This window comes from Sphingobium sp. IP1 (genome assembly GCF_002708645.1).
In the GTDB taxonomy this organism is placed as follows: domain Bacteria; phylum Pseudomonadota; class Alphaproteobacteria; order Sphingomonadales; family Sphingomonadaceae; genus Sphingobium; species Sphingobium yanoikuyae.
The window spans coordinates 1-23005 of sequence record NZ_NOIW01000045.1 but is presented as its reverse complement, the minus strand read 5'-3'; the positions used below and the strand labels follow the sequence as shown (position 1 = coordinate 23005).

Annotated in this window: 17 protein-coding genes and 1 riboswitch; of the genes, 7 read left to right on the top strand and 10 right to left on the bottom strand. The window is 66.5% G+C overall.

Translation table 11 applies throughout. The features are described from left to right. Positions 1-202: 202 nt before the first annotated feature. Genes CG471_RS16175 through CG471_RS16160 form a run of 4 tightly spaced genes read left to right on the top strand, consistent with a single transcriptional unit; the run spans position 203 to position 6777 of the window. Positions 203-3397, top strand: a complete 3195-nt coding sequence (locus CG471_RS16175) for an efflux RND transporter permease subunit (protein WP_017500943.1) — start codon at positions 203-205, stop codon at positions 3395-3397. Beyond that, positions 3390-4595: an efflux RND transporter periplasmic adaptor subunit gene (locus CG471_RS16170; protein WP_099232486.1), complete on the top strand. Its 1206-nt coding sequence runs from the start codon at positions 3390-3392 to the stop codon at positions 4593-4595. Before CG471_RS16175 ends, CG471_RS16170 begins: the two co-directional genes overlap by 8 nt. After that, positions 4585-5991: an efflux transporter outer membrane subunit gene (locus tag CG471_RS16165; protein WP_099232485.1), complete on the top strand. Its 1407-nt coding sequence runs from the start codon at positions 4585-4587 to the stop codon at positions 5989-5991. The genes CG471_RS16170 and CG471_RS16165 overlap by 11 nt, the downstream gene beginning before the upstream one ends. 39 nt (positions 5992-6030) lie before the next feature. Beyond that, complete coding sequence (locus tag CG471_RS16160) at positions 6031-6777, top strand: SDR family NAD(P)-dependent oxidoreductase (RefSeq protein WP_099232484.1); 747 nt, start codon at positions 6031-6033, stop codon at positions 6775-6777. A 51-nt stretch (positions 6778-6828) separates the two neighbouring features. Here CG471_RS16160 and CG471_RS16155 read toward each other — a convergent pair whose 3' ends face one another. The 8 genes from CG471_RS16155 to CG471_RS16120 all read right to left on the bottom strand — a co-directional run bounded on the left by CG471_RS16155 (position 6829) and on the right by CG471_RS16120 (position 15774). After that, complete coding sequence (locus CG471_RS16155; RefSeq protein ID WP_099232483.1) at positions 6829-7881, bottom strand: HoxN/HupN/NixA family nickel/cobalt transporter; 1053 nt, start codon at positions 7879-7881, stop codon at positions 6829-6831. Further along, the gene (locus tag CG471_RS16150) at positions 7878-9377 is read right to left on the bottom strand and encodes a peptidase (RefSeq protein WP_099232482.1); all 1500 of its coding nucleotides are present in this window, start codon (positions 9375-9377) and stop codon (positions 7878-7880) included. The genes CG471_RS16155 and CG471_RS16150 overlap by 4 nt, the downstream gene beginning before the upstream one ends. 2 nt (positions 9378-9379) lie before the next feature. Continuing rightward, complete coding sequence (locus tag CG471_RS16145) at positions 9380-11368, bottom strand: TonB-dependent siderophore receptor (protein ID WP_099232481.1); 1989 nt, start codon at positions 11366-11368, stop codon at positions 9380-9382. 189 nt (positions 11369-11557) lie between these two features. After that, positions 11558-11803, bottom strand: a riboswitch (cobalamin riboswitch). Positions 11804-11865: 62 nt separating this feature from the next. Beyond that, complete coding sequence (locus tag CG471_RS16140) at positions 11866-12726, bottom strand: copper resistance protein B (protein WP_099232480.1); 861 nt, start codon at positions 12724-12726, stop codon at positions 11866-11868. After that, positions 12723-14462, bottom strand: a complete 1740-nt coding sequence (locus tag CG471_RS16135) for a copper resistance system multicopper oxidase (RefSeq protein WP_099232479.1) — start codon at positions 14460-14462, stop codon at positions 12723-12725. Before CG471_RS16135 ends, CG471_RS16140 begins: the two co-directional genes overlap by 4 nt. Before the next feature lie 6 nt (positions 14463-14468). Then, the gene (locus tag CG471_RS16130) at positions 14469-15044 is read right to left on the bottom strand and encodes an RNA polymerase sigma factor (RefSeq protein WP_099232478.1); all 576 of its coding nucleotides are present in this window, start codon (positions 15042-15044) and stop codon (positions 14469-14471) included. Beyond that, complete coding sequence (locus CG471_RS16125; protein WP_037521141.1) at positions 15041-15475, bottom strand: periplasmic heavy metal sensor; 435 nt, start codon at positions 15473-15475, stop codon at positions 15041-15043. Before CG471_RS16125 ends, CG471_RS16130 begins: the two co-directional genes overlap by 4 nt. A gap of 2 nt (positions 15476-15477) precedes the next feature. Continuing rightward, on the bottom strand, positions 15478-15774 hold the full coding sequence (locus CG471_RS16120) for a hypothetical protein (RefSeq protein ID WP_099232477.1): 297 nt from the start codon (positions 15772-15774) through the stop codon (positions 15478-15480). A gap of 100 nt (positions 15775-15874) precedes the next feature. Here CG471_RS16120 and copC point away from each other — a divergent pair, with 100 nt between their 5' ends. Next, the gene (gene copC / locus CG471_RS16115; RefSeq protein WP_099232476.1) at positions 15875-16255 is read left to right on the top strand and encodes a copper homeostasis periplasmic binding protein CopC; all 381 of its coding nucleotides are present in this window, start codon (positions 15875-15877) and stop codon (positions 16253-16255) included. A 652-nt stretch (positions 16256-16907) separates the two neighbouring features. Further along, on the top strand, positions 16908-19292 hold the full coding sequence (locus CG471_RS16110) for a glycoside hydrolase family 2 TIM barrel-domain containing protein (RefSeq protein ID WP_257211572.1): 2385 nt from the start codon (positions 16908-16910) through the stop codon (positions 19290-19292). On the opposite strand, the gene CG471_RS16105 is transcribed toward CG471_RS16110, so the two are convergent. Together CG471_RS16105 and CG471_RS16100 are read right to left on the bottom strand one after the other, a co-directional pair. Then, positions 19289-19492 carry a hypothetical protein gene (locus CG471_RS16105; RefSeq protein ID WP_004208544.1) on the bottom strand — a complete coding sequence of 68 codons (204 nt, stop codon included), beginning with the start codon at positions 19490-19492 and terminating at the stop codon, positions 19289-19291. The genes CG471_RS16110 and CG471_RS16105 overlap by 4 nt on opposite strands. A 92-nt stretch (positions 19493-19584) precedes the next feature. Continuing rightward, positions 19585-22092: a TonB-dependent receptor gene (locus tag CG471_RS16100; protein WP_099232474.1), complete on the bottom strand. Its 2508-nt coding sequence runs from the start codon at positions 22090-22092 to the stop codon at positions 19585-19587. Between the two features lie 322 nt (positions 22093-22414). On the opposite strand from CG471_RS16100, the gene CG471_RS16095 reads away from it, so the two are divergent. After that, the coding region (locus tag CG471_RS16095) for a LysR family transcriptional regulator (protein WP_257211571.1) at positions 22415-23005 on the top strand (591 nt) is incomplete at its 3' end.

Genomic DNA, 23005 nt, shown 5'->3' with positions numbered 1-23005 from the left:
CCCCGATCCCGCTGCGCGTGCCATATTGCGGCCGACCAGCGGATTGCCGTCACATTCATGAATGCCGTTCATAGGCTCATGCCGCCATGCCGCTCTGGCAACCCGGCTGCAGAACCCGTAAAATAAGGGCATTCCTTCTGGAGAGGCGCCAAATTTTCGCACCCCGGCATCGTTCCGCCGGGAGATGCGCCGGGAGTCGTGAATGATCGGTATCGTCAAGGTTGCCCTGCATCGCCCGCTGACCTTCATTGTCATGGCGATCCTGATCGCGATCGTGGGCATCCTGTCCGCCGCGCGCACCCCGGTCGACATGTTCCCCAATATCCGCATTCCGGTGATCGCTGTCGCCTTCCAATATGCCGGCCTGTCGCCCGAGGACATGTCGGGCCGCATCGTCGGCCCCTATGAGCGGGTGCTGACCACCACGGTCAACGATATCGAACATATTGAAAGCCAGTCGCTGCAGGGCATTGGCGTCATCAAGATCTATTTCCAGCCCGGCGCCGACATCCGCACCGCCACCGCGCAGGTGACGTCGATCTCGCAAACCGTGCTGCGCCAGATGCCGCCGGGCGTGACCCCGCCGCTGATCCTGAACTATAGCGCGTCGACGGTGCCGATCCTTCAGCTCGCTTTGTCGGGCAAGGGCCTGTCGGAACAGCAATTGTTCGACCTTGGCCAGAACCAGATCCGGCCGCAGCTGGTGACCATCCCCGGCCTCGCCATGCCCTTCCCCTCGGGCGGCAAGCAGCGCCAGGTGCAGATCGACCTCAATCCGCTGGCGCTCCAGTCCAAGGGGCTGTCGGCGCAGGATGTCGGCAACGCCATCGCCGCGCAGAACCAGATCAACCCGGCCGGCTTCGTCAAGATTGGCGCGACCCAATATAGCGTCCGCCTGAACAATGCGCCGGAATCGATCGCCGCGCTCAACGACCTGCCGGTCAAGGTGGTGAACGGCGCGACCATCTATATGCGCGATGTCGCCTATGTCCGCGACGGCGCCGGTCCGCAGCAGAATATCGTCCATGTGGAAGGCAGCCGTTCGGCGCTGCTGACCGTGCTCAAAAATGGCAGCACCTCCACCCTCGCCATCGTCGACGGGGTGAAGCAGGCGCTGCCGAAGATTTCGGCTACCCTGCCCGACACGCTCAAGATCCTGCCGATCGGCGATCAGTCGCTGTTCGTGAAGGCCGCGGTCGAGGGCGTCATCCATGAAGGCGCGATCGCCGCAGCGCTCACCTCGCTGATGATCCTGCTGTTCCTGGGCAGCTGGCGCTCGACCGTCATCATCGCGCTGTCGATCCCGCTCGCCATTCTGGCCGCGATCGCGGCGCTGGCGATGTTCGGCCAGACCCTCAACGTCATGACGCTGGGCGGCCTCGCGCTGGCGGTCGGCATCCTGGTCGACGACGCGACCGTGACGATCGAGAATATCAACTGGCACCTGGAACAGGGCAAGGGCGTGATCGAGGCGATCCTGGACGGCGCAGCACAGATCGTGACGCCGGCCTTCGTCTCGCTGCTCTGCATCTGCATCGTGTTCGTGCCGATGTTCTTCCTGCCCGGCGTCGCCGGCTTCCTGTTCGTGCCGATGGCGCTGTCGGTGGTGTTCGCGATGATCGCGTCCTTCATCCTGTCGCGCACGCTGGTGCCGACCATGGCGATGTATCTGCTGAAACCGCACCATGTCGGCGACGAGGACGAGCATCTGGCCGGCACCGCGACGTCCAGGAACCCGCTCGTCCGCTTCCAGCGCGGTTTTGAATATCGGTTCGAGAAGGTCCGCACATCCTATGTCGGGATGCTTCACCGCGCGCTGGGCGCCCGCAAGCCCTTCCTGATCGGCTTCATGGCGGTTGTCGTCCTGTCCTTCGGACTGCTGCCGTTCCTGGGCAGCAACTTCTTCCCGTCGGTCGATTCCGGTCAGATCGCCATGCATATCCGCGTGCCGGTCGGCGCCCGGATCGAGGATACGGCCGCCCGCTTCGACCAGATCGGACGCGAAGTGCGCAAGATCATCCCGGCCGACCAGCTGGGATCGATCACCGACAATATCGGCCTGCCGGTCAGCTCCATCAACACCGTCTACAATAATAGCGGCACCATCGGTCCGCAGGACGGCGACATGCTGATCGCGCTCAACAAGGGCCATCGCCCCACCGACGAGTTCGTCTCGCAGCTGCGCCGCGAACTGCCGCGCCGCTTCCCCGGCACGACCTTCGCCTTCCTGCCCGCCGACATCACCAGTCAGATCCTGAACTTCGGCGCGCCCGCGCCGATCGACATCCAGATCGCGGGCAAGGATGCGGAGGCGAACCGCGCCTATGCGCAGAAGCTGCTGGCGAAGATCACGACCATTCCGGGCCTGGCCGACGCCCGCATCCAGCAGCCCGGCCGTGCGCCGCAGCTGGACGTCGATGTCGATCGCTCGCGCGTCGGCCAATATGGCCTGACCGAACGCGACGTGACCACCAGCCTTGCCAGCTCGCTGGCCGGCACCTCGCAGACCGCGCCGGTCTTCTTCGTGAACCCGCAGAACGGCGTGCAATATCCGGTCGTCGCGCAGGCACCCGAATATCTGGTCGGCTCCATGAGCGACCTGTCCAACGTCCCGGTGTCGGGTGCGGGCGCCAGCGCGGTTCAGCCGCTGGGCGGCCTGGCCACCATCGTCCGCTCCAACACCGTGCCGGTCGTGTCGCACTATAATATCGCGCCGGTGCTCGACATCTTCGCGACCACGCAGGGCCGTGACCTGGGCGCGGTGGCGGGCGACATCGACCGGGCGATCAAGTCGCTGAAGGCGGAGGAGCCCAAGGGCGCCACCATCACCATTCGCGGCCAATATGCGACGATGAACACCGCCTTCTCGGGCCTTGGCTTCGGCCTCGCCGGCGCGATCGTGCTCATCTACCTGCTGATCGTCGTCAACTTCCAGAGCTGGGTCGATCCGTTCGTCATCATCACCGCCCTGCCCGCGGCGCTGGCCGGCATCATCTGGATGCTGTTCATGACCGGCACCACTTTGTCGGTGCCGGCGCTGACCGGCGCGATCATGTGCATGGGCGTGGCGACGGCCAACTCGATCCTGGTCGTCAGCTTCGCCCGCGAACGGCTCGCCGAACTGGGCGACGCGACCAAGGCCGCGCTGGAGGCCGGCATGGTCCGCTTCCGCCCGGTGCTGATGACCGCGCTCGCCATGATCATCGGCATGGGCCCCATGGCGCTCGGCCTGGGCGAAGGCGGCGAACAAAATGCCCCGCTGGGCCGCGCCGTCGTCGGCGGCCTGATCTGCGCCACCATCGCCACCCTCTTCTTCGTCCCCACCGTCTTCGCCTTCGTCCATAGCCGCAAGGCTGCGAAGGCCAACAACATGGAAATGCAGCCGAGCCATGTCTGACCATAACAGCATCGAAAATCCCGAGCAGGCCGGCCCCGACAGCGGCACGCTGAAGAAGATCGGCATCGGCGCGGCGGTGGTCGCGCTCGCCGTGGTCGGCGTGGGCGTCGCCTCGCGCATCAGCGCCACCAACGAACTGCGCGAAACCGCCGCCGACGCATCGGTGCCGACCGTCGCGGTGGTCAAGCCGACGATGAATGGCGAGGGCAACGACCTGGTCCTGCCCGGCAATGTGCAGGCCTATAACAGCGCCGCCATCTATGCCCGCACCAATGGCTATGTCCGCCGCTGGCTGGCCGATATCGGCGACCGGGTGCGCGCAGGCCAGCCGCTTGCCATCCTCGACGCGCCCGATCTCGACCAGCAGGTCGCCGCCGCGCAGGCCGATTATCAGACCGCGCTGGCCAACCAGCGCCTCGCCGAAACCACATCGAAGCGCTGGAACACGATGCTGGCGCAGGACGCCGTCTCGCGGCAGGAGGCCGACGAGAAGGCCGGCGACCTCGCCGCCCGCACTGCCGTCTCCAACGCGGCGCTCGCCAACGTCAAGCGGCTGAAGGCCCAGCAGGGCTTCACCCGCCTCGCCGCGCCGTTCGATGGCGTCGTCACCAGCCGCTCGGCCCAGATCGGCGCGCTGGTGGTGTCCGGCAATGCCGCCGCCCAGCCGCTCTTCACCGTGTCCGACGTCCATCGCATGCGCATCTATGTCCGCGTGCCGCAGGGCTATTCGGCTTCGGTGCGTCCCGGCATGGGCGCGACGCTGACCCTGCCCGAATATCCCGGCCGCAGCTTCAACGCGACCCTGACCAGCAGTTCGGGTGCAGTCGATGCGCAGTCGGGCGCGGTGCTGGTCCAGTTGCAGGCGGAAAATCCCGACGGCGCATTGAAGCCCGGCGCCTTCGCCCAGGTCAGCTTCAAGGTCGGCGCCGGCCAGGGCAATGGCATGACCCTGCCGGGCAGCGCGATCCTCTACAGCAACAACGGCCCCAGCGTCGCCGTGGTGGGTGCGGACAATCGCGTCACTATGAAGTCGGTCGCCATTTCGCGCGACGAGGGCGCCACGGTGCAGATCGCCAGCGGTCTCAGCCCCAATGACCGGATCGTCGACACCCCGCCCGATGCGATCCGCACCGGCGACATGGTGAAGGTGCAGGCCTCGGCACCCGCTGGCGGAAAGGGCGCGACGCATGCGCGCTGACCGCCGGATCGGCGGCGCGGGCGTGACATTGGCGGCGGCCTTGCTGGCCGGCTGCTCGATGGCGCCGACCTATCAGCCGCCCCAGACCAGCGCCCCCGCCACCTACAAGGAAGTGGCGGGCTGGACCGCCGCCCAGCCGGCCGACGCGACGCCGCGCGGCAATTGGTGGGAGGCGTTCAACGATCCCGTCCTCAATGACCTGGAAACCCGCGCCGAGCAGGCCAGCCCGACTTTGGCGGCTGCGCTGGCCCGCTATGACCAGGCGCGCGCCGCCGCGCGGGTGGAAAATGCCGACCTGTTCCCGCAGATCAGTGCCGGCGCCGATGCCGGCCGCCGCCGCGTGTCGGGCAACCGCTTCCAGGGCAATGGCAACGCCGTCACCTATAATGACTATGTGGTGGGCGGCAGCCTCGACTATGAACTCGACCTGTGGGGCCGCATCCGCAACAGCGTGAAGGCGGCGCGGGCCGATGCCGACGCCAGCAATGCCGACCTCGCCTCCGCCCGGCTCAGCCTGCAAGCCGCCGTCGCCGACGCCTATGCGCGGCTGCGCGGGCTCGATGCGCAGGCGGAACTGCTGCACCAGACGGTCGAAGCCTTTGGCAAGGCCTATGACCTGACCGACCGGCGCCACAAGGGCGGCGTGTCGTCGGGCATCGACGTCAATCGCGCCAAGACGGTGCTGGACAATGCGAAGGCGGACATCTCCGCCATCGCCAACGAGCGCGCCGCGACCGAGCATGAGATCGCAGCGCTGGTCGGCGCGATCGCGTCGGACTTCAGCATCGCCGCGCGCACCCAGCCGCTCGCCGCGCTAGACGTGCCGACTGGCGCGCCCTCGCAACTGCTGGAGCGCCGGCCCGACATCGCGGCGGCCGAACGGCGCATGTTCGCCGCCAATGCGCGCATCGGCGTCGCCAAGGCGGCCTTCTTCCCGACGCTGACGCTGGGCCTGACCGGCGGGTGGGAAACCACCCATGGCGACCTGTTCAGCACGCCCAACAGCTTCTGGGGCCTGGGCCCGGCATCGGCGCTGCTCAACCTGTTCGACGGCGGCAAGCGCCGCGCACAGGTGAAGATGTCGCGCGCGGAGTATGAGGAACTGGCCGCCGGCTATCGCGACACGGTCCTCACCGCCTTCCGCCAGGTCGAGGATGCGGTTGCCGCCAATCATCACCTGTCCGACCAGATCGGCCACCAGCGCAGCGCCGCCGATGCCGCCCAGCGCACCAGCGATCTGGCGCTGACCCGCTATCGCGACGGTGCGTCGGACTATCTGGAGGTGGTAACCGCCCAGACCGATGCGCTTGACGCCCAGCGCGCGGTGCTGATCGCGCAGACCCAGCGGATGCGCGCCAGCGTCGCGCTGGTGAAGGCTCTGGGCGGGGCGGCCTGACCTCGCTATTGGGCTGACGACAAAAGACAGGAGCGCCCCATGACCAAGACCGTCCTCATCACCGGCGCGACCGCCGGCATTGGCGAAGCCGCCGTCCGCGCCTTTGCCGCCGCTGGCTGGCAGGTGATCGGCACCGGCCGCCGCGCCGATCGACTGGAAAAGCTGGCCGCCGAAATCGGTGATGCCTTCTGCCCGCTGGTGTTCGACATGCGCGACGAAGCCGCGATCGATGCGGCGCTGGCCAGCCTGCCCGAAGCCTTCCGCGCGATCGACATGCTGGTCAACAATGCCGGCCTGGCGCTCGGCACCGCGCCGGCCCAGTCGGCCGACCTCGCCCAGTGGCAGCAGATGATCGAGACCAACATCACCGGCCTCGTCACCGTCACCCACAAGCTGTTGCCCGGTCTGGTCGCGCGCAAAGGCGGGATCATCAATCTGAGTTCGGTGGCGGCGACCTATCCCTACACCGGCGGCAATGTCTATGGCGGCACCAAGGCGTTCGTGCGCCAATTCTCGCTCGGCCTGCGGTCGGACCTGCACGGCACCGGCGTGCGCGTCACATCGATCGAGCCGGGCATGGTGGAGACCGAATTCACGCTGGTCCGCACCGGCAGCCAGCAGGCGTCCGACACCCTTTACGGCAATGCCAATCCGATGACCGCGGACGACATCGCCGCCACCCTGCTCTGGGTCGCGAACCAGCCCGCGCATCTCAACATCAACACGCTGGAACTGATGCCGGTGAGCCAGTCCTTCGCCGGCTTCCAGGTCGCGCGCGAGGGGTAAAAACTGCCGTTCGGGCTGGGCGAAACCGAAGCTCAGCCCGAACGGAATAGGCTAAGCCCGCACTTCCCCGGCCGGGGTCAGTTCGATCGCGTCATAGCCCTTCCAGCGATAGAAGAGCGCGCTGGCGATCCAGCAGGCGATGAACAGGCCGATGATCGCAAAGCCCAGATCGTTGAAATGCTCGCCCAGCGTCGCGGCGACATCCCAGATGCCACCGCTTAGCCCCAGCTTGTCGCCCAGCAGCGCCAGCGTCTCGATCGTGCCGATGCCGATCGCCACCGCCGCCGACAAGGCGGTGATGACGATATTATAGTAGAGCTTGCGCAGCGGCTTCACGAACGCCCATTGATAGGCGCCCATCATCAGCATGCCGTCGACCGTATCGACCAGCGCCATGCCGGCGGCGAACAGCAGGGGCAGCACCAGCACCGGGCCGAGCGCGAAGCCGTCGCTCGCCTGCGCGGCGGAGAGGCCGAGGATCGCCACTTCGGTCGCGGTATCGAAGCCGAGGCCGAAGAGGAAGCCGAGCGGCGCCATCTGCCAGGGGCGCGAGATCAGGCGGAAGACCGGACGGAACAGGCGCGACAGCGGCCCGCGCCCGCCGGTCAGCATGTCGAGGTCCGCCTCCACATAGCTGCCGCCCGCCTGCACCCGGCGGAAGGTCGCCCAGACCTGGCGCAGGATCACCAGATTCATGATCGCGATGGCGAACAGGAAGGTAGCGGAGATCAGCGTCGCCACCACGCCGCCGGCGGCGCGGAACCGCTCCAGCCCGGCGAGCGCACTGACCGCATAGGCGAGGCCCAGCGCGGCGATCAGCACGATCGCGCTATGGCCGATCGCGAACCACAGGCCCACGGTCAGCGGCCGCTGCCCATCCTGCATCAGCTTGCGCGTCACATTGTCGATCGCGGCGATATGATCGGCATCGACCGCATGGCGCAACCCGAGCCCCCAGGCGAGCAGGGCCGTGCCCATCATCACCGGTCGGTCGCCGAACAGGGCGAAGGCCCAGCCCCAGACGGCCAGATTGGCAATAACGAGCGCCGCGATCAGCGGCACGCTGCGTCGCCGAAGCGACGCCTGCAAAGGGGGGGCAGTCATGCGGTTTCTCCGATCAGGGGCCGTAGGGCGCGGGCGCGCCGACGGCGATTGCGGACGCGGCGCAGGTCGCGCCGCAACTTGGAAAGGCCCATCCATGTCCCGGTCCCGCAAACGAGCGTGACCATGGCGAGCAGCGGCAGGACGATCAGATCCCACCAGGGACGGGTGCGCAGCAGCGGGAAGTCGAGCCGGTGCAGCCCGTCCTGCAGCCAGCGGAAAGCGCGGCCATTGCGGTCGAAGGCGCGGATCAGGCGGCCCGATGCCGGATCGACATAGAGGCGTGTCGCCTGCTCATCGGCCAGGATGACGCGCCACACCGGCAGGGCGACGCTGGCCTTGTGACCATAATAATAAGCGTCTTCCTGCCGCAGCAGGTCGAGCGAGGCGATCGGCGGTCCATCCTGGAGCGCCGCACGCAGCCCCGCTTCCGACAAAGTGGCAGGCCGGCCAGCAGCGTCGAAGCGCTGCGCCTTGCCAGCCCGATCGATCGCCACCAGATGGACGGCACCGGCAAAGGGCACTGCTTCCAGCCGGACGATATCCGTCGGCAGGGCGGGCAGCGCCGCGATCGCCCGGCGCGCATCGCCCCAGGCGAAGTCACCGTTCAGCCGCTGGCGCTCCGTCATCATCGCCTCGCTGTCCAGCAGCCCCCAGGGATTCATCGACAGCAGCCCGCTCGCCACCCAGGCCAGCGTCACTATGCCGAAGAACAGCCCGGCCATATGGTGCCCCCACCACAGGCCGCGATAGGGCGATCCGATGCTGCCATCGCGACGGCGGCGCAGCCGGGCGATGCCGACCCACAGGCCGGTGATCGTCAGGAAACAGCCGATCAGCGAGGTCCAAATGACGACCTGGCTCCACAACGCACCATCCTGTCGCAGAATCGTGGGATAGAGCCAGTGCGGCACCGCGCCGAGCCAGCCCCAGAAGCGCTGGAAGCGGGTGGTCAGCTGCACCACCTCCCCGCTCTTGCCCGAAACATAGGCCTGCGTCCCGGCCGCATCGGCATAATCGACGCGATAGAGCGGCGCATTGCGGCGGAAGGTCTGGACCGTCCACTGGTCCATCTCCGTCTGCGCGACCTGCCCGACCGGGCCGGCAATGGCGCTGTTGCGGCCGAATTCGCGCGCGATCCTGTGGATATTTTGCGGATCGACCTGCTCGACCGGTTTCCCCGTCGCCCAGTCATGGGTGCCGGCGGAGACCCGCATCTGCGGGATGGTGCGCGTCGGATCGAGCGCCGGCGTCACCCGCAGCACAGGTCGCCCCGCCATCATCTCGATCCGGGCGGCGGACAGCATCATGGCGTCGGGCAATATCCCCGCCTGCCCGGCCGACAGCTTGAGGGGCGTGAGCCCCCCAAGCTGCGCGGCCGGTGTCAGGCGCGGATAGTCGACATAGAGCATCACGAAGCCGGACAGGCACCACAGCGTCATGACGGCGCCGATGATGATGCCCAGCCAGCGATGCAGCAGCAGGACCGGCCGCAACATGGTCAGAAGCTCAGGCCATAGCTGACCCGCAGCGTGCGCGGCACGCCCCGGTAGAAATAGAGGAAGCGGCTGTTGCTGCCGTCCAATACCCCTGCGTCGCTGACCGCCGAGCGATAGCCGGTGGAGGCATAGTCGCGGTCGAACAGATTCTCGACATTGACGCCGAACCGGTTGCGCCGCGCCTGGTCCAGCCACAGATGCGCGCCCGCATCGACCACGGCATAATTGCCATAGTTCATCCGGCCAAAGCCCGACGCGGTCGACCAGACATCGCCCACCCAATTGGCCGACAGATTGGCGCCGAAGCGGCCGGCTTCCGGCGCATAGACGATCGCGGCGCGGCCATATTGTTCCGGATTGCGATCGCGCTGCACCGAACTGCCCTGATTGCGGACGCGCGAATATGTGTAGCTAGCCGACAGGCCCCAGCCGCCGGTCAGGTCGGCGTTCAGCTCCAGCTCGGCGCCCCTGGCCCGCACCTTGTCGCTGACGTTGATATAGGTGCCTTCCGGAAAGGCCGGATCATCATAGGTCGTGTCGATCAGGTCGGTGATGCGCCGGTTGAAATAGGTCGCTTTCCACCGGATCGCCCCGCCGGCCAGCGCGCCGCCCAGCGCGGCGTTGAGGTTCAGGCTTTCCTCGGGCTTCAGGTTCGGGTTGCCGACCTCGCAACAGGGATCATTGCCATAAAGCTGCGAGGCGTCGGGCAGCACGAAGGAGGTGCCACCATTGGCCTCCACGAACAGCGCGTCGCTGACATCATAACGGCCCGAGACGTTCCAGATCGTCTTTTCCGATCCCTTCGCCTTGTTGTAGCGCAGGCCCGCCGCGATCCGCGCCTTGCTCGACAATTCGTCATTGGTGCGCAGCTGGAAGATGCCGGCATGGACCTGTTCGTCGGTCGGCGCGATCAGCAGGACGTCGTCGCGGCCATTGAAGCTCTGAAAATCATAGCCGATCAGCGTGTCGATGCCGCGCAGCATGTTGAGCTGCACCACCGCGCTGCCGCCATAATCCTGATAGCCCCAGAAGGTGCCGGCCGGGTAGATGACCTGCGGCGGGCCGGCGGGCACGGGGTTTCGGATCTGGACATAGGCGGTCTTCCAGTCGTGGAAATAGCCCTTGAGGAAGAATTGCACCCCATCCTCGCCGGTATAGTCGAGGCGCAGGCTGGCGATTTCCTCATTGCGGTCGTTGCGGCTTTCCTTGGTCCGCGTCGCGCTGATATTGTCGAGATCGGCCCTGGTATGCTGGTAGAGCGCATTGAGGCGCAGGTCCGGCGCGATATCATATTGATATTTGATGCCCGCCGACCAGAGATCATAACCGCGCGCGCGATCGGTGGCGCTGGGCTGCATCACGTCATAGGGACGATAGCCGTCCGACTGGCTGCGATTGGCCCAGACCACGAAGCGATGCTGGCCGATCGCGCCGCGAACATAGCCATCCAGGCTAGTGCCGGCAAAGCTGTCGAGGCTGGCATTGACTTGGCCGCCCAGATCATCGCTGAAGTCGCGGGTGACGACATTGATGACACCGGCCGCCGCCTGGGTGCCGTAGAACAGGCTTTCGCCGCCTTTCAGCACCTCGATCCGCTCGATCATGCTGGCGGCCATGGTGTCGTTGGGCGAGGTGCCGCCATAGAGGCGGTTGTTGAGGCGGATGCCGTCCATCGTCCACAGCACATCCTTGGTGCGCGAACCCTGCAGCGCGATGTCGACATAGCTGAACGGCCCGGACTGCGACCGGATGAACAGGCCCGGCACCGCTTCGAGCGCACGGGCGGTGTCGATCGCGGCGGCATCGCGGATCTGCGTGTCGGTGACGATCTCGATGGCATGGCCATAGCGCGACAGTTGCTGCGGCAGCGTCTCTTCCAGGCTGGTGCCGGTGACGACGATGCTGTCGCCTTCCCCTTCATCGGCAAATGCCGGCGATGCGATGGCAAGCGAAAGGGCCAGTGCGGCCCGCGAAACGATATTGGACTTCATTTATTCCCCCATCCGGCGCCGCGTTCGACGGGCGGGGGCAACCTTCACGAGCGGCACGCGCGCGAACGTCCGACACACGCGCCGGCCGGGCGCCCAAGGGCAACCGACGCGCGTCGTCGCAGCGGCCCCAGCCGCTCGTTCGTCGCTCAGACGGAAGTTACCGTGCCGCGGCCATCCCCTGGACCAAGGCAAGAGCGACCAGACGCCGGCAGGTCTCCTGGCTCACGGGTCATCGCTTGATGCACGGCCTTCCCAGGCCTCGCAGGATTTAGCGTCCGGCCCAGTGGCTGGCGGATCGGTCATTCTGCCGTCCGCACATATGCATCGCGCTCACCGCTTACAGTTGCAGGGACAGCTGCGGATTTGGACAGTCACCCGTCCGCACCGCATTCCCTATTAAGCCCCTTTCGGGACACCGGCGCGATCATGATCCCATGCCGTGCGGCGCAGGATCGGCGGGATCGATAATCGAATATCAGGCGGGCTGCAAGCGCCTCTCAGAACCAGGCGCGCAGGCCGATCACCAGGCTGGTGCCCGACGGCTTGTCGCCGGCGGCACGGGCATAATCGGCCGTGTCGCCCAGCTTGCGCTCCCAATTGACGCCGACATAGGGCGCGAATTCGCGAGCGATCTCGTAGCGCAGCCGCAGCCCCAGCTCGATATCGGACGGGCCGGCGCCGATCCCCAGTTCGGGCACATCCTGCGCCGCCAGATTGAACTCGGCGGCAGGCTGCAGGATCAGCCGCTGGGTGAGGCGCTGGTCATAGCTCGCCTCCAGCCGCAGATGGGCGTCGCCCCTAGTCGACAGGAAGGCTTCGGCCCCGACTTCGAACCAGTAGGGTGCCAGGCCATCGATGCCGATCACCGCATAGCTGCGGTCCGGCCCTTCGCCGAAATCGTGCCGCACGCCCGCCTGCAGGTTGAACCAGGGGTCGATCGCCCGGCTGTAGAGCGCCTGCACCTCGGCCCGTTCGAGCGATCCGCCGAACGTCCCTTCACCCTCGCTCTTGACCGCGAAACGGTTGATGTCGCCGCCGATCCAGCCCTCGCCCTCCCAGGCATAGCCATCCGCGCCCCTGCCGGCGCGATATTCCAGCCGATCGAGCATCCATTGCGAATAGGTCATGCCGCCGCCCTCCGCGATCATCGCCGCGCGGGCGCGGGCCATGGCGGCGGGATCATAGAGCGCGTCGGCGGCATGATCGGTCGGCACTGGCGGTGGCGCGCCTTGCGGGATCGCGGCGTCGGTGGTGGGCATATTGTGGCCCATCGCGCCATGGTCCATCTGGCTATGATCCATGGTCTGGGCCTGAACCGGCGCGGCGGCGGCGAGCATCAGAAGCGCGACACTCCTCATGCCGCGTCCTCCTCGTGGCGGACCGTCACCACCCGCATCATCCCGGCATGCATGTGCATCAGCATATGGCAGTGGAATGCCCAGTCGCCCAGCGCATCGGCGGTAAGGTCGAAGCTCAGCTTGCCGCCGGGCAGCACATTCACCGTATGCTTGCGCGGATTATGCGCCGCCTCGCCGGTCACCAGTTCAAAGAAATGGCCGTGCAGATGGATGGGATGGGGCATCATCGTGTCGTTGATCAGGGTCACCCGCACCCGTTCCATATGGCGGAAGGCGATCGGCTCCGCCCCTTCCGACAGCTTCACCCCGTCGAACGACCACATATAGCGTTCCATGTTCGCGGTCAGATGGATGTCGAGCGATCGGGTCGGGGTGCGCAGGTCGCTGTTCGGCGTCAGCGACCGCAGATCGGCATAGGTCAGCACGCGATGATCGACATGTTCCAGCCCCGTCGGCCGGTCGGCGGTGCGATCGGCCGGCATCGGCGACAGGGTGGCAACGCCCGGCCCCATTTTCACGCCCGGCGCGACCGACTTGTCGCGCATCTTCATGGCATGGCCGCTCATGGCGTCATTGGCCGGCTGGCTGAGGTCGATCACGCCACCGTGGCCCATATCCATGCCGCCCATGTCCATGCCCATGTCCTTCATGCCCAGCAGCGGCCGGGCGCGCCGGGCCGGCACGGGCGCGACCATGCCCAGCTGCGGCGCCAGCGTGGCGCGGACCAGGCCCGACCGATCGATCGCCTCGGCAATCAGGGCATAGGGCTTCGCCTCGCCGGGCTGGACGATCACGTCATAGGTTTCGGCAATGCCGATCTGAAACTCGTCAGTCTCGACCGGCTGGACATCCTGCCCGTCGCACTGGACGACGGTCATCGGCAGGCCGGGCAGGCGAACATTGAAATTGGTCATCGCCGACGCGTTGATGATGCGCAGCCGCACCCGCTCGCCCGGCGCGAACAGGCCGGTCCAGTTCTCGGCCGTGCCCATGCCGTTCACCAGATAGCTGTAGGTGGCGCCGGTAACGTCGGAAATATCGGTCGGGTCCATGCGCATCGCGCCCCAGTCGATCCGGTCCTTGAGACCCTGATCCTCCCCCGCCAGCAGCCCGCCCAGCGTCTGGCGCTGCATATTATAATAGCCGCCCATCTGCTTGAGCCGTTGCAGCAGCTTGTGCGGATGAACCGGGCTCCAGTCGGCGAGCAGGATCACATGTTCCCGGTCATAGGCCACCAGATCGGCACCGGCGGGATCGATGATGATCGGCCCGTAAAGGCCCATCGCCTCCTGCATGCCCGAATGGCTGTGATACCAGTAGGTGCCCGCCTGCCGCACCGGGAAGCGATAAGTGAAGGTTTCGCCCGGCGCGATGCCGGGGAAGCTGATGCCGGGCACGCCATCCATCTGGAAGGGCAGGATCAGCCCGTGCCAGTGGATCGAGCTATCCTCCTTCAGCCGATTGGTGACGGCGATGTTGACATGCTGCCCCTCGCGCAGGCGGATGAGCGGGGCGGGCGTGCCGCCATTGACGCTGATCGCATGGGCCGATCGGCCACCAGTCGAAAAATGCCCGTCGCCGATGCTGAGCGCGATCGTCTCGCCCGACAGCGCGCCCTGAGCGGCTCCATGCGTGCCGGTGGCGGCCCAGCCGGGCAGTGCCTGTGCCAGCGCCAGCGCGGCGCCGCCCCGGATCAGGCTGCGACGGTCGAGAGGGAGGGAGGGCTGATCGGTCATGCTGCTCTATACGCGCGCTGCGTCGCTTTCCCTCAACATCTCCTGCAATTGCCGGCGGGCGCGGTAGAGGCGGGTTTCCACCGCCTTTTCGCTGATGCCCAATATCGCCGCGACCTCGGCCTGGCTCATGCCCTCGATCCCGCGCAGCAGCAGCACCTCGCGCAGCGCCACCGGCAGCGCCGCCACCGCCGCCTCGATCCGGGCGACCCCGGCGCGGGACTGGGCCGCCTGTTCGGGATCGGGCGCCGCGTCGGCGACATGGGCCGCGTCCTCGATCGGCCGGGCGAAGCTGAAAAAGCGGCGGACGGCACGGCGGCGGGCCCAGTCATGACATTTGTTGATCGTGATCCGCGCGATCCAGCCGCGAAAGGGCCGGCGTCCGTCATAGCGGGCCAGCGAGGCAAAGGCGGCGACGAAGCTTTCCTGCACGATGTCCATTGCCGCGTCGGCATCGCCGACATGGCCGCGCGCCAGTCGATAGACGGCATCGCGGTGCCGCCGCATCAGCGCGCCATAGGCCGCCTGCCGCCCGGCCAGCGCCTGCGCCGCCAGACTGGCATCATCGGGATCGTCGGCTATCACCCGACAGGCTGGGTCAGCGCCTTGACCACCGCCGCGTCGAACAGCGCGGCCTGATCGGGGCGCAGCACGCCGCGCATCGCGAAGATGTGCTTCAATGTTTCCTTCTGCAATTCCCCCATCGCCTGGTGCGACCGGTCGACCGCCTGGGCGACGCGCGGGCCATAGCCATGTTCGGCGGCGATCGCTGCGGCCAGCCGCTGATTGTCGGCGCGCATTTCCGCGTCGAGCGCCGCCTTGCGCTGGGCGAAGGCAGCTTCCAGATCGGCGATGCGCTGCTTCTGGCCGGCGTCCAGGGTCAGCCGATCATGGAGCAGGGCATGAACCTCATTCTCCACCGGCGGCGCGGGTGCGAGCCAGGTGCGCGCGACCAGCACGGCGGCCAGCGCCGCGGCAAAGGCGACCAGCGCCACCAGCCAATAGCGTTTGCCCATGCCTATCGCTCCAGCAGGCGCGAGGGCGCATAGTCGGACATACCGATCAGTGCGGGCGCGGCCTGCGCCGGCTGCGCGGGCACGCTACTGCCGATCCAGCCGATACCGATCGCCATCACGCCGGCCAGCATCAGGCTGCGCCGCGCGACGCCGCGTTCGCGGCGGCGGTCCAGCCCCTGCATCACCGCCGCCTCCAGCCCGTCGAAGCGCGCCGTCGCCGGCGCGTCGCGCAGCCCGGCCAGCATGTCATCCAGATCGTCCATCGTCCCGTCCTTCATGTCCTGCCTGACGATACGCATCCGGCCGACCCATCCCTCGAACAAAATAGCGCGGCGCGTGAGGGATGCGACAGGACAATGCGTATTCCCCTGCAAGACGCGCATTTTTTCGGAGTTCCCTATGCCCCGCCTGCCCCTGATCGCCGCAGCCTTTGCCCTCACCGCCCTGCCCGGCGCTGCCTTCGCCAAACCACAGCTCGTTGCCGCCAGCCCCGCCGCCAATGCCAGCGTCGCCAAGCCGACCCGGCTGACCCTGGGCTTTTCCGAGACGCTGCAGGCCGATCATAGCAGCATCACCCTGACCATGACCGGCATGCCGGGCATGGCCGATCATCCGCCGATGCCGATCAAGGGCTTCACCACCGCCGCGGCCGCCGACGGCAAGGGCCTGGTCATCACCCTGCCCCGCGCGTTGCCGACCGGCAGCTATGATCTTCAATGGACGGTGATGGGCAATGATCATCAGCCGGTCAGCGGCACATATAGTTTCAAGGTGCGCTGAAGGGGGACAATTACCCGGCTCAACGAGCCCCTTCAGGTCCGAAATGGGTGGTTTCCTGCCATTCCCCTCCCGTAAACGGGAGGGGTAGCGAGACTTGCGCGCGCAGCGCGTTAGTCGCAGCGGGGTGGGCTATCGCGACGTCCAGCCCACCCCCTTGATGGGAGCCACGCGCCTCCCATCAACCCCTCCCGCCTGCGGGAGGGGGAACAGGTCCGTTTCGGGACGCTTCCGGCCATCGGCTTTCCTACTCGGCCTTTCTCTGATCTATCCTGTGGGATGGCCCCGCTCCCTCCCCGCGTTCACGTGCATCAGCCGCGCAAATCTGTCGCTTCGCTGTCGCCCAACTGTCGCGTCGGCGACGCGTCGGGATGCCCCGCATCATGACCCAACCGACGCGTCGCTGTCGCGTGGCAGGCGCGTCATGGCGGCGTTTGCGGCGCATTTCGCCCGAATCCGCGCACGACACTGTGAACTTCGTAGGAGATTTGCCTGTCGCGTCGCCGCCCGCCCCGCAAGGCCAGCAAAGCCGCTTGGCATCGGCCCGCCACTCCTGTAGCCATATACCCACATAGGGCGCCATAGCGCCACATAGTGGACATATTCTGGAGAGGGGGCCGATATGGCGACGGGACGGACCGCACGGATGCGCAGGATGATCGGGCGGAGTGCCGCCGGCCTGGCGCTGGCGCTATTGATCGCCCTGCCCGCCCCCACCTTTGCCCAGCCGACCGGCGCCGAGAATTTCGATGCCGGCTGGCGCTTCCATCAGGGCGATGTCGCGACCGCCGAGCAGCCCGGCTTTGCCGATGCAGGCTGGCAGCCGGTCGACCTGCCGCATGACTGGGCGATCGCCGGGCCGTTCGACGAACATGCACCCGCGACCGGATCGGGCGGCTTCCTGCCGACCGGCGTCGCCTGGTATCGCAAGCATTTCACCCTGCCGCCCGCCAGTGCCGGCCAGCGCGTCTTCGTCGAATTCGACGGCGTGATGGAGCGGTCGGGCGTGTGGATCAACGGCCAGCATGTCGGCCATCGGCCGAGCGGCTATGCCAGCTTCCGCTACGAGGTCACCCAGCATTTGAAACCCGCCGGGCAGGAGAATGTGCTGGCGGTGCGCGCCGACACCTCCGCCCAGCCAGCCTCGCGCTGGTATGCGGGCGGCGGCATCTATCGCCATGTCCGCATCCTCACCCTGGGCGATGTCCATGCCGAAACATGGGGCAGCACGGTGCGGGTCGCAAAGCTGGACGCGAAGAGCGCGGACCTTGCCATCGGCAGCAGCGTGATGAATCAGAGCAGCGCCCCGGTCGAGGCGCGGCTGGAGGCGGTGATCGAGGGGCCGGACGGCCGCAGCATCGCGACCTTCACCGGCCAGAGCATCAGCCTGCCCGCCGGGCGCGCGACCCAGATGGATGTCACCGGCACCCTGGCCGATCCGCGCCGCTGGGACATTGGCGATCCGGCGATGCACCAGGCGCTGCTGCGCGTCCGCGCGACCGACGGGCGGCTGCTCTACGAGGAACGCGTCCCCTTCGGCATTCGCGATGCCCGGTTCGAGGCGGCGAGCGGCTTCTGGCTCAATGGCCGCAACATCAAGCTGAAGGGCGTGGCGATCCATGCCGATGGCGGGCCGTTCGGCATGGCGGTGCCGCTGGCCGTCTATGAGCGGCGGCTCAAGGGGCTGATGGCGCTGGGCGTCAATGCGGTGCGCACCGCCCATCATCCCTTCTCGCCCGAATTTCTCGACCTGTGCGACCGGCTCGGCCTGATCGTCATGAACGAGGGCTTCGACATGTGGACGGTGGCGAAGAACCCGCAGGATTATCATCTCTATTTCACCGACTGGTCGTCGATCGACGCGCGCGATTTCGTGCGGCGCGATCGCAATCATCCCAGCATCGTCATCTGGTCGATCGGCAACGAGATTCACGACACGCCCTATCCGCTGGTGGCGCAGTCGATCATCACCCGCTTGCAGGACATCTTCCATGCCGAGGATCCGACCCGGCCGGTGACGATGGCGCTGTTCCGCCCCAACACCACCCATGATTATGACAATGGCACCGCCGACCTGCTGGACGTGGTGGGCCAGAATTATCGCGAGAATGAACTGGCCAAGGCCCATGCCGACAAGCCCAGCCGCAAGATCATCGGCACGGAGAACAGCAAGAACCGGTCAAGCTGGCTCGTGGTGCGGGACGACCCGGCCTATGCCGGCATGTTCCTGTGGACCGGCGTCGATTATCTGGGCGAGGCGGACCGGGCGGGATGGCCGGCGATCAGCAATCCGTCCGGCCTGGTCGACCGGGTCGACGGGGTGAAGCCGATCGGCTGGGAACGGGCGAGCTGGTGGTCGGAAAAGCCGGTGGTGAAGCTGGCCCGGCGCGTGACCGAAGTGATCGACATCAGCGAAATGCCCACCATGGTCGGCATCGCCCTGCCCCAGCCCAAGGGGCCGGGCGCGCTGACCGACTGGTCGCCCGACAATCGCGCCGCGCACAAGGAAAAGGTCGAGGTCTACAGCAATAGCGACGCGGTCGAGCTGTTCCTCAACGGCAAGTCACTGGGCCGCAAGCCGCGCAACGCGGACGACAGCGCGATCACATGGGACGTCGACTATGCGCCGGGCGAGCTGCGCGCAGTCGGCTATCGCGGCGGCGCAAAGGTGGCGGAGGACATGCTGCGCAGCGCCGGCGCGCCGGCCGCGATCCGGCTGGTGCCGGAGGCCAAGGCGGTCGGCGGCGGCTTCGACGATGTCGTCGCGGTGCGGGCCGAGGTGGTGGACGCCAAGGGCATATTGGTGCCCGGCGCGACGCCGCTGCTCAGCGCGACGGTATCGGGGCCGGGCCGCGTCGTCGCCTTCGACAATGGCAGCGTCACCGATCACACCGCCTTTGCCTCGCCACAGCGGGCGGCGTTGGGCGGCAAGGCCGTCGCCTTCCTGCGCGGCACCGGCAAGCCGGGCGCGATCACGCTACAGGTCAGCGCACCGGGGCTGAAACCCGGCCGCATCAGCCTGCAGGGCACAAAGGATTAGGCCGATCGCCGCCCGGTCGCATCGATGCAGGGGACCGCGCCGCTGGACAGCGACAGGGCGCGGACCTTGTAGCGCAGCGCCAGTTCATTGTGCGCAGCAATCACGCACACCGCATCGCCGCGTTCACGGGCTTCATCGGCTTTGCGCGTCTCGTCGCGCGACCGGCGAAACAGATAGGCAGCATCCGTGATCACGTCCATCGAACCGACTCCGCTTGATTGCCATGCAACCTATCAGCCGCCGGAAGCGCCGTCCTAGACATGGATCAATTTTCGCGGTCGCCGGTGCCCGTTTATCCGCCGAAGCGGAAGCGCAGGCGCGCGCCATACATTTGCGGCTCGCCCAGCGTCGCCGTCTCGAAATTGACGCTGGGTGATCCCAGCCCGGCGATGAAGCTGTAATATTTTTCCTTGGTCACATTGGTCATGAACAGGCTGAGGTCGACGGGCGCGCCGGCGATATTGTTCCAGCTGGCGTTGAGGTTGAGCAGATCGAGCGGCGCCAGCGTGCTGAGCGCGGCGATCGACGGATCGGGATTGGTGCGGTCGGTATAGTTGACCAGCATCGAGGACCGATGGGTGAAGGTCGCGCCGAAGGAGATACGGCCGATCTTCTCCTCGTCCAGCGGCAGGGTGTAGGTGCCGCTGACCGTGAATTTGTGGCGCGGCGACAGCACTTCGGGATCGCCGGGCTGGAACGGCGCGGCCAGGATATAATTGGGGTCGTTGAAGCTGGAGAAATCGGGCACCGATTTGATCTTGGTGCGCAGATAGCTGTAGCCGCCGGTCAGCACCAGTCCCTGGAACGGGGTCAGCGAGGCATCGGCCTCCAGCCCCCATATCTCCGACTTGCCGGCATTGACCGGCGCGGCGGTGGACGCCTGCCCCGACAGCGGCCGCGCGTTGAAGCCGACCTGCAATTGCTGGTTGGAAAAATCATTGTAGAAGCCGGCCAGGTTGAAGGTGCCGCGCAGCGCGCCACCAAAGCTGGTCTTGAGGCCCAGCTCATAGCTGTCCACCTTCTCCGGCTCGACGATGTTGAGCGGCGCGGTGATATTGGGGACGATCGTGCCGGCGCGATAGCCGCGCGCATATTTGGCGTAGAGCAATATGTCCTGGGTCGGGTTGTAATCCAGGTCGACCAGCCAGGTCGGCTTTTCCGACGACTGATAATAATGCGACACGCAATTGGTCGCCGCCGCCTGCGGATTGGTGCAGCGATAGGCCGCGGCCGGATTGAAGGCGCCATATTGCGGTGGATAGGCGACGATATAGGTGCGCTGGTCGCTGACATTGCGCGAATGATCCCAGGTGTAGCGGAAACCACCGGTCAGTTTCAGCTGATCGGTCAGCGCATAGGTCGCCTGCGCATAGAGGCCGACATTGTGGAAATTGGTGCGCCCCGCCGTGTAATTGACGGTGCCGGCATGGATCGGCTTGGCGAACGCCGGGATGGTCGGATCGAGATTGGACAGGAAGCCCAGCGGATCGGTGCATTGCAGGGTGGCGGAATCGGTGCAGGACGCCAGGAAGGGCGACTGGCTGCCACTCGTGCCCAGCGGTTCGCTGACCTCCAGATAGGCCCCTGCCTGCCAGTTGAGCCGGCCATCGCCCGAGCGCCCCTGCAATTGCAGTTCCTCGGTAAAGGTCGACTGGTTGGCGGTATAGCCACCGGGAATCGACGTCACCGTGGTGAAGGGCAAATGATAGCTGCCCAGCGCGGCGAGGAAGGGATTGATCGCGGCGAAATCGACGACGAAATCGGTGCCGAACAGCGGCGCATTCATGCGCTGCTTCAGCTGGGCATAGCTGGCGATATTCTTGACCGTCAGCGTGTCGCTCGCCTGCCAGCTTGTGGTGTTGATCGCCTGCCACTGCTCGGTCTTGGAATAAGGGTCTTCCAGGGACTGCATGACGTCGTAGAAGCCGCTGCCCTGGCGCAGCAACTGGCCATAGGCGAGCTGGCCCAGCCCCTCCGGCGCGGCCGCAACCAGCTTCTGGATCGGGCCGTTATTGCTGGAATCGCTGTAGGAGAGGATGGTGTAGTTTTCGAGATCGGGGGTCAGGTCGACGACAAGGCTGGCGCGCAGCGCGATATAGTCGACATCGCCGAACCGGTCGGGGCCGATGCCGCTGCCGTTGCGCATATAGCCATCACGCTTTTGCCGATCGACGCCGATGCGCATCCGCGCCCGGTCGCCGAGCGGCGCGTTGACCACCGCCTGGCCGCGCCACATGTCATAATTGCCCATCGATCCTTCGACATAGCCGGAAAATTCGTCGGTCGGCTTCTGCGGCACCAGCAGGATCGCGCCGCCGGTGGTGTTGCGACCGAACAGGGTGCCCTGAGGCCCCTTCAATATCTGGACATTCTGCAGGTCGAAAAAAGCGCCCGGCCCGGCACCATCGCCCGAGGGCAGGCCGTTGGAAGCGCCGCGCGGCGCGACCACATCGGCGAAATAGACGCCGACCGAGGGCGCGGTGCCGATGTCCTGGGCAAAGCCGCGGATGGCGAAACTGCTATTTTCGCTGCCGAAATTGCCATTGGCGGACAGCGAGGGGGTATAGGCGGCCAGATCCTGCGCATTGACGACATTGCGGTTGGCCAGTTCTTCCTGATTGAACACAGTGATCGAGATCGGCACGTCCTGCAGCCGTTCCTCGGTCCGGCGGGCGGTGACGATGATGTCCTGGGTCACGCTGGCCCTGTCCTGAGCCCTATCCTGCGCCTGGGCCTCGATCGGCAGGGTAGGCAGAGTCGCGCAGGCGCAGAAAAGCAACGTCCGGAAACGGCGTGTCATGGCATCCTCCCATCCAGACCGCGCGGCGCTTATATGCTGGATCGACCGTCACGGCGTCGAGCGCCGCACAGACGACGCCCATCCCTTCATCATCGTCGCACCTGTTGCCCCGGACACAATGATTGCAGGCGCACAGCCTCTTGATCGACGAAGATGTGATACAGGTTATTTCATAAATCCGGATGACGGGGCCTGTCAATCGGCACCGATCGCACCGCGCAACAGTCCGGAAATGCAACGGGACTGGACCCTGACCAGACCGGAAGTTAAGAATGGTCCGCATTATCCTTAAGGAACGGACCGGTCTCTCTTGCTTGGCGGCGTGCATTTCGACCTTAACAGCCTGGTGACACTGGGGCTGTTGCTGCGCACGAAAAGCGTCACGCGCACGGCGCAGCAACTGGGCGTCAGCCAGCCGTCGGTCAGCCGGTCGCTGGCGCAGTTGCGCAGCCTGCTCGGCGACCCGCTGCTGGTGCGGACAGCCGGCGGCATGGAACTGACCCGGCGGGCGGAGGAACTGGCGCCGTCCTTGCAGGACTGGCTGGCGACGACCGCCGGCCTGCTGGAACCGCCGCGTTTCGATCCGGCGACGCTCGATCGCCGGTTCCGCGTCGCATCGACCGATTTCGGCGTCGCCGCCGTGGTGGCGCCGACCCTGCCGCATATCGGCCGCGCGGCGCCGCTGGCGGCGATCGACATCGTGCCTTTGACCGGCGACATGGTGGCGCGGCTGACCGCGGGCGAGATCGACCTCATCATCAGCGGGCTCGATCCCGATCCGGCCCAGACCTATGAGCGTTTCCTGTTCACCGAGACGTTCAGCTGCGTCGTCGATCGCCATCACAAGCTGGCGGCGCATCCGACCGACCGGCCCCTATCGGTCGAGGATTTCCTGTCCTGCCCGCATATCAGC

Excerpts from the sequence above, each read along its gene's own strand:
- CG471_RS16175 (WP_017500943.1), top strand. The coding sequence starts at position 203 with ATGATCGGTATCGTCAAGGTTGCCCTGCATCGCCCGCTGACCTTCATT.
- CG471_RS16170 (WP_099232486.1), top strand. The coding sequence starts at position 3,390 with ATGTCTGACCATAACAGCATCGAAAATCCCGAGCAGGCCGGCCCCGAC.
- CG471_RS16165 (WP_099232485.1), top strand. The coding sequence starts at position 4,585 with ATGCGCGCTGACCGCCGGATCGGCGGCGCGGGCGTGACATTGGCGGCG.
- CG471_RS16160 (WP_099232484.1), top strand. The coding sequence starts at position 6,031 with ATGACCAAGACCGTCCTCATCACCGGCGCGACCGCCGGCATTGGCGAA.
- CG471_RS16155 (WP_099232483.1), bottom strand. The coding sequence starts at position 7,881 with ATGACTGCCCCCCCTTTGCAGGCGTCGCTTCGGCGACGCAGCGTGCCG.
- CG471_RS16150 (WP_099232482.1), bottom strand. The coding sequence starts at position 9,377 with ATGTTGCGGCCGGTCCTGCTGCTGCATCGCTGGCTGGGCATCATCATC.
- CG471_RS16145 (WP_099232481.1), bottom strand. The coding sequence starts at position 11,368 with ATGAAGTCCAATATCGTTTCGCGGGCCGCACTGGCCCTTTCGCTTGCC.
- CG471_RS16140 (WP_099232480.1), bottom strand. The coding sequence starts at position 12,726 with ATGAGGAGTGTCGCGCTTCTGATGCTCGCCGCCGCCGCGCCGGTTCAG.
- CG471_RS16135 (WP_099232479.1), bottom strand. The coding sequence starts at position 14,462 with ATGACCGATCAGCCCTCCCTCCCTCTCGACCGTCGCAGCCTGATCCGG.
- CG471_RS16125 (WP_037521141.1), bottom strand. The coding sequence starts at position 15,475 with ATGGGCAAACGCTATTGGCTGGTGGCGCTGGTCGCCTTTGCCGCGGCG.
- CG471_RS16120 (WP_099232477.1), bottom strand. The coding sequence starts at position 15,774 with ATGCGTATCGTCAGGCAGGACATGAAGGACGGGACGATGGACGATCTG.
- copC (WP_099232476.1), top strand. The coding sequence starts at position 15,875 with ATGCCCCGCCTGCCCCTGATCGCCGCAGCCTTTGCCCTCACCGCCCTG.
- CG471_RS16110 (WP_257211572.1), top strand. The coding sequence starts at position 16,908 with ATGATCGGGCGGAGTGCCGCCGGCCTGGCGCTGGCGCTATTGATCGCC.
- CG471_RS16105 (WP_004208544.1), bottom strand. The coding sequence starts at position 19,492 with ATGGACGTGATCACGGATGCTGCCTATCTGTTTCGCCGGTCGCGCGAC.
- CG471_RS16100 (WP_099232474.1), bottom strand. The coding sequence starts at position 22,092 with ATGACACGCCGTTTCCGGACGTTGCTTTTCTGCGCCTGCGCGACTCTG.